Here is a 15,344-nt window from a genome sequence, read left to right as displayed (position 1 = left end):
TTTGCAGCAAGGATTGAATACCATAAAAATATTATTTTTTTTGAAACTTTATGCATTCAAATATGCTTTGCGCAATTGTTTATCCGGTATGAAATCTTTGGGCCAGCAATCCAATCCGCCAGCCGAATAATTCGGATGATATGTTGCAGGATGATCAGGGCTTTCGACTTGCCCGATAATGCCGCTTGATTTATCAGGGATTGCTGCGACGTTTTCCTGTGACATTTTAATTCAAATCTTTTCACTCTACAGATGGGATAGATTGCTATGTGGTTTTGACCCGCAGCCCACAGTTCCTCCAACAACCGGACGTACAAGTGAGTGACACAACAGGTGATGCCATGTAATACCAAAGCCCGTAAACTGATATTTGTTATTGGTACTTCATCCGTGCAGCCGAACAACAAAAGAGATGGTGTATAATTACCTTCTTTTACAGCAAATGTGTACACAAAAATAGTTGCATCGACAGGCGTGGTAGTACGGTTTCCCATAAACGGATGACTTTTTGAAAAACCCCGAAAATTAATCGTGGAAAAGCATGGCATTTATTACTAGACAGGCACAGGGCAAAATACACGGATACTGTCAGCACAACAGCAAGTACCGTAAAGCCCGAACATAAAACAATCTCCCACTCACCTGTGGATGTGATGATATGCGATAGTCGTTGAACAAGGAAAAATCCATTAATCTTTAACTACCTTATAAGTTTCTGTGTGGTTTCCGATCATTAATTGAATTATATAACACCCACTAGCAAGGGTCGCAATATCCAATCTGCGTTGGTATTTTCCAGACCATAAATTTTCTTTCATAGACTGAAGTATCATCCCATCTATAGATAGAACTTTAATAGTAACAGTTGATTTTGCCGATAACTGAAAATTGATCAATGTAAAGTCTTGTGCCGGATTGGGAAAAAGTCCGACAGCACTATTTCCAGCCTTAACAGGTTTTTGTAGCCCCGATAAAGTGATATCATTACACTCTGTAAATATTAATGCTGTATCTCCTGGTAAAAGGTTATAATTTTCTAACAATGAAATACTGTCTACGTTCTCCTTTATTTCCATTCTGCTGATGCGTGCTGTGCTTACTTTACTTCTGGTATTAAGTAGCGGTGCAGTATAATCCGGGCAAATTTTACTTTCAGCGGTCCATTTGTTTATTGTTACATGATCATCGTTATACCACAACCCATACATATTTCCATTCTTGTCTATGCTTGGAAAAAGTTCTCTCTTATGTGGTATTTTACCTGCATTAACCAATTGTTGATTAAGAAACACATCTTGCTCCATCAAGGTCACTTTGCATTCCAATTCCGCCTCACTAAAATTTGTGTAGGTAAATAAAAATTTATGGGGGTAATCCGAGTAAACCCCATAACCGCCTATGATGAATAACCTGTTGTTCTTTTCAATCACTTTGTTTGGCCAGTCCGAATCATAAGAATCACCAAAAATTATATCTGTCAGTATTGGCTTTTTATGATCTTTGAAGATCTTGAGTACTTCAGACGCTGAATTATTCTCGAAATCTACCAACACCACTTCGGCACCAATTATATAATCTCCGTTGCTGTTTATATACAAACTGTTTGAGTAATAATCATTTCCTCCGAAAACCGATGGAGAAGTACCTCTTTGAGAGATGAGTACACCCGTACTGCTAAATACGCTTATTTGCGGGCGTTTATGTTTATAAATATTGTTTTCAACAACATCGTACAATAATACATACTCGCGGCTTTCATTTTCGATTACACTCACAGGAGTCGTCAATAAATTGTTGCTTACAAGAAATCTTTTTGCCCATTGTACATTGCCATTTTCATTCAACTTTACAAGCAAAGAATAATTATTTTTCATTGTGTCGTAGTCCTTTGCAAACAAAATCAGTCCATTGTCTGATGTAGCAGACAAGCAGATATAGGGAACAGGATGGTTTGCAGGAAAATACTTTTCCCATTTTACCTTTCCTACAGTATCGATTCTGGTAAGATAGTAGTAGTTACTTACTACACTTGAAAACATTACAGTACCGAAAAAATAATCTTCATTTTTTGCTTTTTCAAATGCATAGGAATACTGAATACTTTTTACACCCAATGAAAATGTTTGAGCCGTTGAGTAAGTACTTACACAAATCAGTGTAAGAAGCAAAGTATATGAACTAATTGTTTTTAAAAGCATCGTTTGGTCAATTTTAGTAATATCGTTTCACAATTAATAAGCAGCGCCGTTATACTTTTATTCTTTAATAAACTTCAATACTCTTTGCCGGCCATTTTGTATAATTCTTATAAAATAAATACCATTACTTAAAGCCGACACATTAATTGTTTGCAGATTCATACCTTTTTGTACGGTGATCTTCTGCTTTTGAAGTTCTTTCCCGTTGGTTGCTGTGAGCGATAAATTTAGCGTACCTGATTTTTCAGCATTATAAGACAACATAATAAAACTTTTGGCAGGGTTTGGATACAGCGAGGCCAAAGCTTCCTGCTTTTTTAAATTTGTGCTGGTTACTGCAGAAACCTCATCAGGCATTTTTAAACTGCAATTTGTTTTGCTATATTCAACATCCGTTACCGTTACATACCTGTCAGTAAAAACAACAGCATCAACAAATCTTCTCATACCCTGCACCGGGGCGCCAACATTCATTGTTATGGTAGAAGTATCGTAATCATATACCGGAGCATCAAAAGCAGGACAAATTCTACCGGAAGCATTGTATTTACCAACCAGCAATCCATAACCATTTGTATAATCTCCATACGTTGACAAAGATGTCATGCTTTTTTTTGTATAGGCTGTTCGTACAATCGTCCCAAAATCTAGCTGTATGGGTGCTAGATACTGTTGTACGGCAAATATGTTAGTGTTTACCACACCGACATTACCCGGATTACCATCCCTGTCAATCGGTGCCAGGTAATAATAATATTTAGTGGATTCATAATCGAATGTTTCCAATTCACCCAACATGTAATACTGTTCATCTTTCCTGATCAGTTTCATCGGGTAATCGCTCCAGTAATACCGGTGTGCCGGTCTATAGTTTTTATACGAAACAACTTTACCATTTTCATTGGTTGCTAAAAGATAAGACCTCGGACCTGTCTGGCACCAGCCACAGTCATAGCTTACCGCAACAAGGTAGCCCTTTTCATAACGCTCTGTTATTGCCCGTGGAGTAAAGTTTTGATAAGTGCCTTCATCATAAATGTGATCCCAGCCTTGCTGCAAGATGATCTCACCGTTTTTATTTAGTTTGATCAGTTGCATTTTTTCTGTTGCACTAAGTGAAAAAGTTACATACACCAGGACATAATTACCTTCCTGGTCTTCCATGGCCAGGATACCGTCAAAATAATTATTACCGGGTGAGCCAAGAATCTTCTTAGACCAGGCAACATTCCCAAGACTATCGCACTTCATCACTGTGGCGGCATGTTGCTTTAGCATGTTGTCGTAGGTCTTTGCAAATAGTAAAAGACCATTATCTCTTGTGGGTATTACTTTATTGTATTGTTGGGTAGTTGAATTGAGCGGGTTATAGGACTTTTCCCATATTTTTTTCCCTTTATTATCTAAACGTAAACAATAGAAATCGCTACGTGTGTTGCTATCGTTAAAGATATTTTGTGTAACAAACTGGTCTCCGTTTGTTGCTGTAGTAATGTTTGCATCACCCGTTTTGTAACCGGTAAATATTCTTTTAACAAAAGTCTGTTGTGCAAAAATGTTAGTATAAATACACAACAACACGGGCACCATCAATAAGAATGGTGCTTTATACAAAGTAGGTAAAACTCTGGCAAAATACAACTTGACTGCATTTACGCTGGTTCCAATGTTTGTAACAAAAGAGGTTGCATAATGCAGGCTGGTTAAGGTTGTTGTAGTTTTCATACACCTGTTGAGGATTGATTGAGGTGAAATTACAGCAGGCACCAATATAAAAACATACCGCTTTAAGTGTATATTCCAACACTACAGGAAAGCATTTCGCCAAACGCGGATAAAAGGAAGCCACAAGTGCGTGACACAACAGCGCATGCCAGGCAACAGTCAAACTGTACAATAAGCTCTGCCGATAATCTCATAACTAACAGGCACCCTCATGCCGCAGCGTTGTACAGGAGATTGCTCGATGATTGGTCTGTCAGTTTTTGAATTTTCAGAAAATGAAATGGACACTTTCAATACAAATGCCACCATGCAGGTAGCTGTCCTTTCGACGATGCATAAACAGCTTTGTACACATCCATTCCTTCATTTTGCTCAGATAATTTTTACAACTTATCCTTTAACCATTACGCCTGAGACAAAATTTTTTAATAAGTGTACAATAAACACTTATCTTCGCGCGCTGTCAAAAATAACACTCACCGGAATCACCCGATAACAATACGTGCCGCAAAAAACCAGCCACTGTTGCTATCCGATACCACCATCCGTTGTACAATATATGAAATACCTACTGTCCTTGTTGTTCCTGACCGCCGGCTTGTCGGTTTTTGCCCAGCAACTTCGTCTCAAGGCAAAAAACGACGTCAGTCTCCTGCACAATGATTTCGAAAGCCAGCACATCCCCTTTCAGCTATCACAGGCTGCTGCCTTGTTTGGTTTGCCACCTCATACCGCGCTTGTTACTGACCGCGTGGAAGCGGACCCGCTTGGTTACGTTCATTACCGTTTGCACCAGACACTCTTCGATATTCCGGTCGTGAACAGCATGTTTATCGTGCATACCAAAAACGGCAGCCTGCACAGCACGGGCGGATCAGTGATTGTTGACACCAAATTGTTGTCCCCGGTACAAAAAACTGCACGAATCAGTGCCGCTACTGCTGTATCACGTGCTGTCACCGCCAGCCGCGCCAAAAAATTGGCATGGCAGGATGCCGCAATGGAGCAGGCGCTCAGGAAACAAACCGGTAATCCCGCTGCAACCTATTTTCCGCGGCCCCGGCTGGTCTATTTCAGCCCGGGCGAATGGATTGATGTAGCTGCGCTCCGGCTCTGTTACCAGGTCGATATCTATTCCATGGACACGCTCAGACGCACTTTTTTTTATATTGATGCGGCAGACGGAAAAGTGATCGGCAAAAAAGAGCGGCTTCATTTTACGGATGCCACGGGTACCGCCAACACCGCCTACAGTGGCGTGCAGACGATTCATACCGCCAAAACTGCCGGGCAGGTTTTTTTATTGAGAGATTCATCCAACAGCACGGCTGTGATAACCCTGCACGGCGAATCGGACTCACTGGGGCTGGACTATACCAGCCGGAGCAAAAACTGGGTACTGCCCGGAGTGGCACAGGCAGCCCTGGATGCGCACTATGGCGTAACGCAGACTTATCTTTTTTACCTGCAGCATTTTGGCCGGAACAGTTATGACAATAAAGGAACGGCACTTACCAGTTATGTTAACAACCCGAAGTATACTGACAATGCCTTCTGGGATGGCACCGCCATGAACTTCTGCAAAAGAAGCAACGGCAATGCCGGTGGCGTTACGGGAATCGACGTTTGCGGACATGAGCTGACTCACGGTGTAACGCAGGAGACCTGCGATCTCGTGTACAGTTACGAATCCGGTGCGATCAACGAAAGCCTGAGTGATATCATGGGGAAATCCGTACAGTTCTGGGCCAAACCTGCTGATTCAAGCTGGGTATTGAGCAACGACATGGCATGGGAACTGCGCGATCTTTCCAACCCCTCCCGCCTGTCACAGCCGGATACCTATCAGGGTGCTTTCTGGATATCCTCCTCTTTTGACCTTGGTGGTGTACATACCAACAGCGGTGTCGGTAATTTCATGTTTTACCTGCTCGCGCACGGAGGTACCGGGGTCAATGATAACGGCAATGCATACGATGTCAAAAGTATCGGACTTGACAAAGCTGCCCAGATCATTTACCGGTCACAGGCATTTTACCTCACCCCCACTTCCCAGTATTATGATTGGCGGGTTGCCTGTATCAGCGCGGCAACCGATCTTTATGGCTCTGCTTCCGCAGAAGTCAGCGAGGTCAAAAATGCTTTCTACGCGGTGGGTATCGGCCCGGATGCCAACGGGTGTGATGCACCTTACCAGTTACAGACAACAGACACAACGCGCAACGCGGTGCTGCTGAGCTGGCGTCCTGCTCCCGGCATCGGTTACAATGTGCAGTATAAATTAGCGACATCCGGCACTTTTACCACCATTGGTAATGTGCAGGATACGTTTTACCGGCTTACCCGGTTAAAACCAGGATTGTCTTACGACTGGAGAGTGCAGTCCACATGTGACTCACTGCATAGCGGCTTATGGTCTGCGCAGGCATCCTTTGCCACGCTGGCAAGGCGCGGCACGATAGCCTACTGCACTTCCGCAGGCTCATTTACAAGTGGTGAATATATCCAGCGCATTTCCATCAACGGGTTCACCAACACAAGCGGGGACAATAAAGGCTATGGGAACTATACTAATAAAACCATCCAGCTGACACAGCATAACACCTATAACCTTGGTGTCACCGCCGCCATCCCGGGTACGAACTACCAGGAACCGTGGAGTGTGTACATCGATTACAATGCGGACGGGGATTTTACCGATGCGGGTGAACTGGTTGGCACAACCACCACCTTTGGAACTGCGCCAGGTACCATCACCTTTAACGTGCCTGCTGCTGCTTCCCCCGGCAACACCAGGATGCGGATCCAGCTCAACGCACCCGCCTCGTCGCCCTGCGCTGCTTTCACTTACGGAGAAGTGGAGGATTATAGTTTGAAAATTGCACGGAACAGCGCTGCGGTCACTGCTGCACAGGCTACATCTTCCGCCAACCTTTCGGCGCTGAGCGTTTCGCCGAATCCCGTATCCGCCGGTACGGTAAATGCTTCCTTTACGCTGGCTGCAGGCGGCCATGTAACAATAAAAGTGACCACCTTAACAGGCCAGTTATTACTGCTGCAGGAAGCGGGCAGCCTCCCTCCCGGCGATCACCGTATCACCGTCAAGGGTCTCGGCAACATCGGTAACGGAACTTATTTTGTGATTTTAGAACAAAAGGGGCTGGTAACAGGCCGGACCCAACTTTTCATTCACCGGTAAAAGATTCAGCGGGTTGCCGGATGCTGATGCCCGGCATCCTGCAATGCTGCTGCCTTATTGCCTGCAACATCATCCATATGCCGGACCGCAATCCATTACCCGTGACATTCACCCACCTGGGTGAAACCCTGCAGGGTGTAATCCTGCACAATCCTTCAGTCTTTGGAAACATCGTCCTGGTCAGGCTTCACGAGGTGCATCAGGATTTGCATGCGGTGATTGTATTGCACAAAGAGGGCAGCGAATGGGTATCTGACGAATTCGGTGAACGTTATCCGGAAACAATCCGCCAGCTGGACCGGATCATCCGGGCGACTTTACTGGGTATTTGAATCCGTTTATGCAGGAGATCAAAGGTCCCAGGATTCTGAAAAACTTAAGTTTTATTTTCAATTCATGGAAGGGCTTGTCCCCATTTTAATACAGTTGTCATTTTCAAAAGCAGGATTCCACAGGCTATTACAGGTCATTCTTGACAAACCAATTTGTTGAAATCACCGTAAACACCGCAATGTTCAATATGATTGGCCATTGTCATAGGCTGCAGGATTTCCGGTCCCCAAAGACTTTACATCGCAGATGAAAGCACGGTTGTTGAAAAACCTGCAAAACTGAAAAGGATTTTGTACGTCAACATTATTCGAAACCTCAAACTTGTAAAATAATAATGTTGCCTTTCATCCATAAATTCGTATTTGTTTAGGATTAAAAGAATTTTAATGATCAACTAAATTATTGTAATAGGAAAACTATTATCAATCTAGAACTAATCATTAATGACAGACTCCAAGAAGAAAATTTAGGTACTGACACCCAACTGATGAATATAAAATTCCAACTTCAACAAATAATTCCGCTAATATAATTTCACACGAAAATGTACTCAAAAAATCCCATCATTGTCATAACAACAAATAGCTAAGATGAAAAAAGGGATCAAAACCACTGATTTAATTCTGGTACTTACTCTGACATTATTTTCACTGCAACTAAAAGCTCAGAATACTTCAGATAGTATTGATGTTTTTATCAAAAAAAAGATGACCCAACTCCAAATACCCGGACTTCAGTTAGCCATTGTCAAAAATGGAAAACTAGATAAGTTGAGTAATTATGGTTTGGCAAATATTGAGCATCAGGTACCAACAATTGCTAAAACGACTTTTTCTATTAATTCTATGACGAAAGCATTTGTGGGAGTGGCTATAATGCAGTTGCAAGAGCAGGGAAAGCTTAATATTAATAATCCTATTTCTTATTACATTTCTGATATTCCTGAAAATTGGAAATCAATTACAATAAAACAATTGTTAAGCAATGTTTCTGGACTTCCAAATAATATAGATGAAAAGGAACAAGTACTGGGGGAGGGTGTGGAAAGTAAAAACTGGGAAATGGTTAGGAAATTGCCAATGGAATCTCACCCTGGAGAAAAATTTAGTTACAATCAAACAGGATATTATATTCTGGGAAAAATTATTAATTCGTTAAGCGGGCAACATTTTACGCAATTCATAGCAGAAAATCAATTTACGCCTTGTCTGATGACTGCTACACGATTTGGGGATTCCAACGACATAATTCCCAATAACGCCGGCTCATATTCTACGATTTTCAACGAAAATGGCAAATGGATTAACGACGGTAAATTACACAATTCATATGCATCATTTCCGTTGTTTTTCAGAACTGCAACCGGAATTATTTCTACTGCCGAAGATTTGAGTAAATGGCTGATTGCTTTACAAAGTGGGAAACTTTTAAAAAAACAAGAAAGCATTGATCAAATGTTTACAACAACAAAATTGAACAGTGGTGAAATTGGTGGATTTAATAAACTCACGAATGGCTACGCATTAGGCTGGCCAACTGTAGAAAGAGACGAACATTTTGCAGTAGCGCCAGTTGGCGGAATGCGTTCTGCTTTATTTGTATATCCCCAAGATAGTTTAGCTATTGTGATATTAACTAACCTCCAGGGTTCAAATCCAGAATGGTTTATCGATGAAATTGCTGGATATTATTTCCCGGATATGAAGGTTCAAAATGGTTTTGGTTTGAGTAAGAACCTGAAAATATTACGACTATACCTTATAAAGAGTAATTATCAAAACCCTTACAATATTTATCAGAAATTAAGTCAATCAAACAGAAACTATACCCTGACCGAAGATGAAATCAACACCTGGGGGTATCAGCTAATGGAGCAAAATAAAAAAAATGAAGCGCTGCAAATTTTTAGGTTGAATACACTATTATTCCCTAATAGTTGGAATGTATATGATAGCTATGGGGAAATGCTGGAAACTTCAGGAAACCGAAAAGAGGCAATTATTAATTACAAGAAATCTTTAGAACTGAATCCTGACAACTCGAATGCTCGAAATTTTTTAAACGCTAAGAAATAATGCCGAAAATACAGCTTAAGTATATTGCCGAAAGTGAAGATAATTAGACAAAACAAAAAGTTGAAACACGGATTTCGTCTGACCCATTTCGGCAGACTCCGTGTGCCTCTTGTTGTACGGAGAAGAAGTATTCAAACAACTCTTTGAGCAGGTATTTGAAAAATGCATGAAGAGCGGTATGATAGCAGGTCACACACAGGCCGTTGATGGTGCATACTTAAAGGCCAATGCCAGTAAAGAAAGTTTAGAGATAAAGCCAAAACAAAAAAAGTACAGCACAGTATTTACAAAGCAGCACTGGAAAGAGCTAAAGCAAGACAACAGACCGTAAGGGCCAGGTTAATGAAACGCAAACGCAGCAGTACGGTTGAACCTGTATGTGACACATTAATAAACTTCACGGGTATGAAGCGTTTAAATGCAAGAGGTATAGAGGCCACCAATAAAATGCCTGAAAAAATGGTTACGATTCAGTGCACCCAATACAGCAATAAAAGCAATGGCACAGGTACAAACAAAATACAGGGAAGGTTTTATGCTGATTACAAAACTGTTACTGCAACTTATTTTAAGCCCGGAAGCGGCAATGGAATTATCTGGTTATAAAATGTGCTTTGAAGAGCAGAAAAAACAGCGGCCTTGTAATGGCTCCTAAATGCTAATGAGGAGAAATTATAACTTCATTTTTTTGAAATTATTGTTGTGCAACAGTGACCAATGTAAGCTGAAGTCTTATTCTAGATCTTTTAATGTTATTTTGTGAAGGTAGTCTTTTGTATGTGATACTCCACCTGCAGGAAATTTTTCTTCTGAGATACATTCTTTAGCGTCCAATTTTATAACAGTGTAATTTGAAAAGTCTGTTCCGGTAAAAAATATAATATTTAGAATCTCATACTCTTTGTTTGGCATTGCAGATGTTACCAACAGGTATTTATCCGGGATGTCATTTAAGCCTTTTAGTTTAGCTTTATTTGGATAGTTATCTATTCTGTAAAAAACAGTTAGATACAGAAATTTGTTTTTAAAGTCAAGAAACATTAAGCCATTTCCAAATGGGGAAGTCGGCCACGGTTGTGACACTTTTTTAGTGGCTTGTAAAAACAAATCAGATTGGGTATTATAATGATATCTGGGCGGTTTTTGACTAAAAAAATAAATGAGTGGTAAGCCTCCCCAAAAACAGTACGTTTTAAAAGTAGACAAATTGTTTAATTTTAAAACTGTAAAAGATGAAAAAAAGCACATTCAGTCCTGCACAGATTGCAGGCATTCTCAAAGAGTTTGATAATGGCAAGAGTGCCGAAGAGATTAATCGTGAACACGGAGTAAGCAAAGCCAGTCTTTATAAATGGCGACAACGCTATGGTGGTATGGAAGCTACAGAGCTTAAGCGTATGAAGGACCTGGAAGAAGAAAATGCCCGGTTAAAACGCATGTATGCAAACCTGGCCATGGAGCTTGACGTAGCAAAATACATCATTGAAAAAAAGTTGTAAAGCCTTGCGATAAACGGGCTATCGTAGATGATCTGCGTATAGAACGGCCTAAAGACATAGGCAAGGCGTGTCGTATATTAAACATCAGCCGCAGCTCTTTGCATTATCAATCTGTAAAGAATGATGAGGTGCTCATTCAATTACTCCGGCACCTTGCAGCAACAGTGGGAGATGAAGGGTATCAAAAGTTTTATAATCGCATAAGACTGCAGGGCTACCGGGTTAATCATAAACGTGTATACAGGCTTTACAAACAACTGGGATTGCGTATAAAGCGTAAAGTAAAAAAACGGTTACCTGTTCGCATACAGGAAAAGCTGGAAGTGCCGGCAGCCTTTACACAAACATGGAGTATAGATTTTATGACAGATGCGTTAAGCAATGGACGTAAGTTCAGGTCATTTAATGTGATAGATGATTTTAACCGTGAAGTACTTTTTATAGAAACAGATTATTCACTAAAAAGCAGCCGTGTACTTTGGGTATTAAGACATTTAATAGCACGGTATGGCAAGCCTAAAAAAATACGAATGGATAACGGCCCGGAATTTATAGCACATCTTGCAAAGCACTGGAGCCAGGCAAACGAAATAGAGTTTAAATATATACAGCCCGGCAAGCCATCGCAAAATGCATACATTGAAAGGTTTAACCGCACTTACCGGCAAAAAGTGCTGGATGCTTATTTATTTGATAGCTTAAACGAAGTAAGAGAAATAACAGAAGATTTTATAATTGACTATAACAACCATCGGCCGCATGATGCACTCGGTGGACTGACGCCAGTATGCTACCGGCAAAACAGGGAAGGATTAAATCCCTGTTTTGCTGATGGGCTCCGTTACGCTTCGGCTACGCCTTCGCTTCACTACACCCATCAGCAAAACAACATGCAATGAAGAAAAACGTCTACTTTTAAAGCGTACTCAAAAAGGGATGGCTTCAGAGTAGCCCGGATTTAAAAATCTTTGAGCAACACCATCTTTGTCAACGTTGATATTAAATTCAGATAACGAATCTGTCACTTCAAAGTGATTGCCATCCATTGAAATATTGTTTAGACCACCTAAATCAAATAACTGAATTGATTTTGTCACTGAGTCTTTATATGCGGTGATGCGATTTACATATTCATTCATCCATTTATTAGAAAATGGAATCTTCAGTTGAAAACTAACCACCATTGGCAAAAGTGGGTTTAATAAACTATTCGACTGATGTAGTACTTTTTTGAATTCAGCAAAGCTATTTTTAAAATTACTTGTAACATTCTCATTAACTGCATTCGTTTTTAATAGGATATTATTTGAAGTCGTAAGTGCATCCAATTGTTTGTTGTAACTATTAGTTGCCAACACTAATTGCTTTGAAAAATTTAATGAATCATCTTTAGCGCTGCGAATCAATGTAATGATGTTCAGTGAATCCCTTATGCGCCTGTCTTTCTGTATTTCGGAGTTTATTCGGTCTTCAGCGTTCTTGTTAACTTGAATAATTGCTTGAATTAATGATAAACAAACCAATAATATAATGACTATCCAGCCTATAGGATTAGGCTTCTTTACCGGTCTTTTTTTTACCTTGTTCGTCTTTTTCAGTATTTAAGGAAGCGCCTATAACCGCTAAGATGGAACTTATAGCTAGAGTTATGAATTCCCACATAATTTATAGCTTTAGGCTTAAGATTTCAGCTAACGAGCAGGGCTTTATGCAGGTTGGGAATTGTTATTCGTCCGCCCACAAAGGCTGCTGATTGAAAAATATAAAGTTGAATTTAAGAACTAAAGTTGAGATTTGTTCGTCCAGCCCGAACTTAAGTTGGGATTTGCAATGACCCGATTGCTCCGACGTCCTGCCGCCATAACGCCAAACCGATTGTTGGGCGTTCGTGCTGGCGTAATGAGAACTCTTTGCCTATCTATTTTAGCCTGTTAAAATTAAACTCGTATTTGAATAGCTCAATGTTTGGCTTAGTCTTAACTAATTCAACAAGATTAGTGTCGGGTGTGTGTAAGCAAATAATTCCTTTTATGTCTCTGTCAATGAAAAGGTGTCCCAGTCCCAAAATATATCTTTCAATTTGTTCAACTACTCCTATACCTGCTTCATTACGTTTCAATTCCACTACATACAGGGTGTTCGAGCCTCTTTCGACAAGCAACAAATCTAAAATACCGCTTACTGTTGGAAGGTAATACTGTCGCCCAAATATTTTATTGTCCTGATAAACTTCCAAATCCTTTCCGAACACTTTATACCCATACTTTATCTGCTCAACAATCATGTCTTCCAAAATTTTTTCTTTGGCTAACAGCTTCGTTGCTACAAACTTTTCAATGTTGAAAGGTTTCTTAATTTTAAATAACTGCTTGATTAGTTCATCAGCAAATGAAAGATTAGAAGTCTTTTGTTCAAACTTTTGCTTCAACTCTTTATAATAACAATTGTGTGGATATTTTTCGATTGCAAAGTTTAGAATTTCAATTCCTTTTGCATACTCACCCACTTTTTCAATGGCTAAAAGAAAGTTGTTCAGGTCTAAAACAAAAAGGTTCTGTTCTTCACTTTCATTATGTCGGAAAAAGTATAGCTCTTCTAAGCTAAATATTTTTAGAGCCTCCTTATAGTGTTCATAAGCATGTGAGTAATCTTCGATCCTGTTGTAACAATATGCTAAATCATTATGCACATTATACTTCACCAAAAGATATTCATCAGTGCTTTCAAGAGTTTCGTTTTCAACTTTGCTATTCCGCATTGTTGCCTTGAAATTTTCAAGGAAAAGAAGATTGTTTTTAATGGAGTTCTCAAAATTTTCCAAGTCAAAGTAACATAAGGCAATGAAATATGAGGCAACATAATCATCAATTCGGTTAAAATGAAATAAGGCAATTTCTGGTCGTTGATTATCAAGTTCAATCAACCCGTTAATGAAATCAGTAGCGTCTGTGTTATCAGCGTTGGTTAAAGCCTGTTCGTAGAATAGGGATTTTGTCTCTGGATTAAAGAAGTACAAAAGCGGATCCCAAATCAAAAAGAACAAGTCTGGGTTTTCATTTAAATCAGCAACAATGTTTATTGCCAATTCATTGTAAAATTCCTCGTGTTGTCCATTGAAGGCTTCTCTGAATTCGTCTTGGTTTATATATAAAGCATTTGGGGTCACCTCATCTTCCAAACACTCTAAAGTCTCATCCATTTTTTCCTTAGAAAAAGTGTCCTTCAATTCTTGTAAAAGGTAAATTAGCTTATCAATCATTGTCAAATCAGTTAGTCTTTTTAAGTTTTGAGTTTCTTCCGCATGACGCCCAACGGTCAGGGCTTTATGCAGGTTGGGAATTGTTATTCGTCCGCCCACAACCGCTGCTGATTGAAAATATAAAGTTGAATTTAAGAACTAAAGTTGAGATTTATTCGTCCAGCCCGAACTACAGCTTGGATTTGCAATTTGTTGATGTTTGCTGGTCATGCCCAACTTGCATAAAACCCAATGTTAGCTGGCGTTTTGTTTATCGTCGTTTGAATATCCATTTTACCTTTGAACCATTTTCTGGATACTTGTCTGTACATGAATTGCCTTCGCAGAATCCCAATGTCCACCCCGACAATAATTTGAAATAATAACCCCAGTCTGGTTCTTTTGTCAATTCGGTTTGAATTTCTATTGGTAATTCCGTAAACCTTGTTCCAACTTTATAACCTTCAGGTGTCTGAAACTTTTTGTCGTTAGTAGCCAGATAAGTTGTGTCACTGTCATTTGTTACCAAATCAAAATCGCAACCATCAATTTTAATTGTTGTGTAAGGTGACATTTGTCCACTTGATACCAATGTCATTTTACCAAGTGAAATGTTTGGTAAGGTGTCCAGCGTTAATGTTGCCTTGTTTGTATTGTTACTGTCTACCTTGCTTGTGGTGTCTAAAGATTTGGTGTTTGAAAGGTCTGTCTTTAAAGTGTCAGCAGACTCAACTTTTTCTTGTCCTGTGTCACTACAAGAGCAAACTAAAATTGTCCATGTTACTAATAGTAAGGATGGTCTCATAAAATGCCAGCTAACGAAAAAGTATTTGCGAAGGCAGGGAATTCATTGATTGTCCAGCCCGGTACAAATGCCCATTTGAAAATATGTTGTTGAAGTTAAGAACTAAAGCTGAACATTGAATGTCGAGCCCGAACCGCTGCTGATGCCTGGGTAAGCCTCCCCAAAAACAGTACGTTTTAAAAGTAGACAAATTGTTTAATTTTAAAACTGTAAAAGATGAAAAAAAGCACATTCAGTCCTGCACAGATTGCAGGCATTCTCAAAGAGTTTGA

The 15,344-nt window shown here is 39.9% G+C and carries 13 protein-coding genes; 6 read left to right on the top strand and 7 right to left on the bottom strand.

Translation table 11 applies throughout. The features are described from left to right. Window positions 1-48 precede the first annotated feature (48 nt). From I5907_RS19395 to I5907_RS19385, 3 genes are all read right to left on the bottom strand, one after another. The gene (locus I5907_RS19395; protein WP_196992513.1) at window positions 49-225 is read right to left on the bottom strand and encodes a hypothetical protein; all 177 of its coding nucleotides are present in this window, start codon (window positions 223-225) and stop codon (window positions 49-51) included. 464 nt (window positions 226-689) lie between these two features. Continuing rightward, window positions 690-2,198 carry a T9SS type A sorting domain-containing protein gene (locus I5907_RS19390; protein ID WP_196992512.1) on the bottom strand — a complete coding sequence of 503 codons (1,509 nt, stop codon included), beginning with the start codon at window positions 2,196-2,198 and terminating at the stop codon, window positions 690-692. Window positions 2,199-2,255: 57 nt separating this feature from the next. After that, window positions 2,256-3,923 (bottom strand): T9SS type A sorting domain-containing protein, encoded by a 1,668-nt coding sequence (locus I5907_RS19385; protein ID WP_196992511.1) that lies wholly within the window; start codon window positions 3,921-3,923, stop codon window positions 2,256-2,258. A 559-nt stretch (window positions 3,924-4,482) separates the two neighbouring features. Between I5907_RS19385 and I5907_RS19380 the strand changes: the two genes are divergently transcribed. The 4 genes from I5907_RS19380 (at window position 4,483) to I5907_RS19365 (ending at window position 10,136) form a co-directional block, all read left to right on the top strand. Continuing rightward, a complete protein-coding gene (locus I5907_RS19380) occupies window positions 4,483-7,122 on the top strand; it encodes a M4 family metallopeptidase (RefSeq protein ID WP_196992510.1) in 2,640 nt (879 codons plus the stop codon). Between the two features lie 77 nt (window positions 7,123-7,199). Continuing rightward, window positions 7,200-7,454: a hypothetical protein gene (locus tag I5907_RS19375; protein ID WP_196992509.1), complete on the top strand. Its 255-nt coding sequence runs from the start codon at window positions 7,200-7,202 to the stop codon at window positions 7,452-7,454. 591 nt (window positions 7,455-8,045) lie between these two features. Then, window positions 8,046-9,530 (top strand): serine hydrolase, encoded by a 1,485-nt coding sequence (locus I5907_RS19370; protein WP_196992508.1) that lies wholly within the window; start codon window positions 8,046-8,048, stop codon window positions 9,528-9,530. 405 nt (window positions 9,531-9,935) lie between these two features. Continuing rightward, on the top strand, window positions 9,936-10,136 hold the full coding sequence (locus I5907_RS19365) for a hypothetical protein (protein WP_196992507.1): 201 nt from the start codon (window positions 9,936-9,938) through the stop codon (window positions 10,134-10,136). A gap of 126 nt (window positions 10,137-10,262) precedes the next feature. On the opposite strand, the gene I5907_RS19360 is transcribed toward I5907_RS19365, so the two are convergent. Further along, window positions 10,263-10,736: a hypothetical protein gene (locus I5907_RS19360; RefSeq protein WP_196992506.1), complete on the bottom strand. Its 474-nt coding sequence runs from the start codon at window positions 10,734-10,736 to the stop codon at window positions 10,263-10,265. A 26-nt stretch (window positions 10,737-10,762) separates the two neighbouring features. Between I5907_RS19360 and I5907_RS19355 the strand changes: the two genes are divergently transcribed. Beyond that, entirely contained in the window at window positions 10,763-11,029 is a 267-nt protein-coding gene (locus I5907_RS19355; RefSeq protein WP_196992505.1) for a transposase, read from the top strand. A gap of 20 nt (window positions 11,030-11,049) precedes the next feature. Next, complete coding sequence (locus tag I5907_RS19350; RefSeq protein WP_196992834.1) at window positions 11,050-11,928, top strand: IS3 family transposase; 879 nt, start codon at window positions 11,050-11,052, stop codon at window positions 11,926-11,928. Window positions 11,929-11,955: 27 nt separating this feature from the next. Here I5907_RS19350 and I5907_RS19345 read toward each other — a convergent pair whose 3' ends face one another. From I5907_RS19345 to I5907_RS19335, 3 genes are all read right to left on the bottom strand, one after another. Beyond that, the gene (locus I5907_RS19345; protein WP_196992504.1) at window positions 11,956-12,435 is read right to left on the bottom strand and encodes a hypothetical protein; all 480 of its coding nucleotides are present in this window, start codon (window positions 12,433-12,435) and stop codon (window positions 11,956-11,958) included. A gap of 512 nt (window positions 12,436-12,947) precedes the next feature. Beyond that, window positions 12,948-14,387, bottom strand: a complete 1,440-nt coding sequence (locus I5907_RS21960) for an endonuclease NucS domain-containing protein (RefSeq protein ID WP_196992503.1) — start codon at window positions 14,385-14,387, stop codon at window positions 12,948-12,950. Window positions 14,388-14,538: 151 nt separating this feature from the next. Then, on the bottom strand, window positions 14,539-15,072 hold the full coding sequence (locus I5907_RS19335; protein ID WP_196992502.1) for a hypothetical protein: 534 nt from the start codon (window positions 15,070-15,072) through the stop codon (window positions 14,539-14,541). Between the last annotated feature and the right edge of the window lie 272 nt (window positions 15,073-15,344).

Source organism: Panacibacter microcysteis, assembly GCF_015831355.1.
Lineage (GTDB): Bacteria > Bacteroidota > Bacteroidia > Chitinophagales > Chitinophagaceae > Panacibacter > Panacibacter microcysteis.
This window is presented reverse-complemented; position numbering and strand designations above follow the sequence as displayed.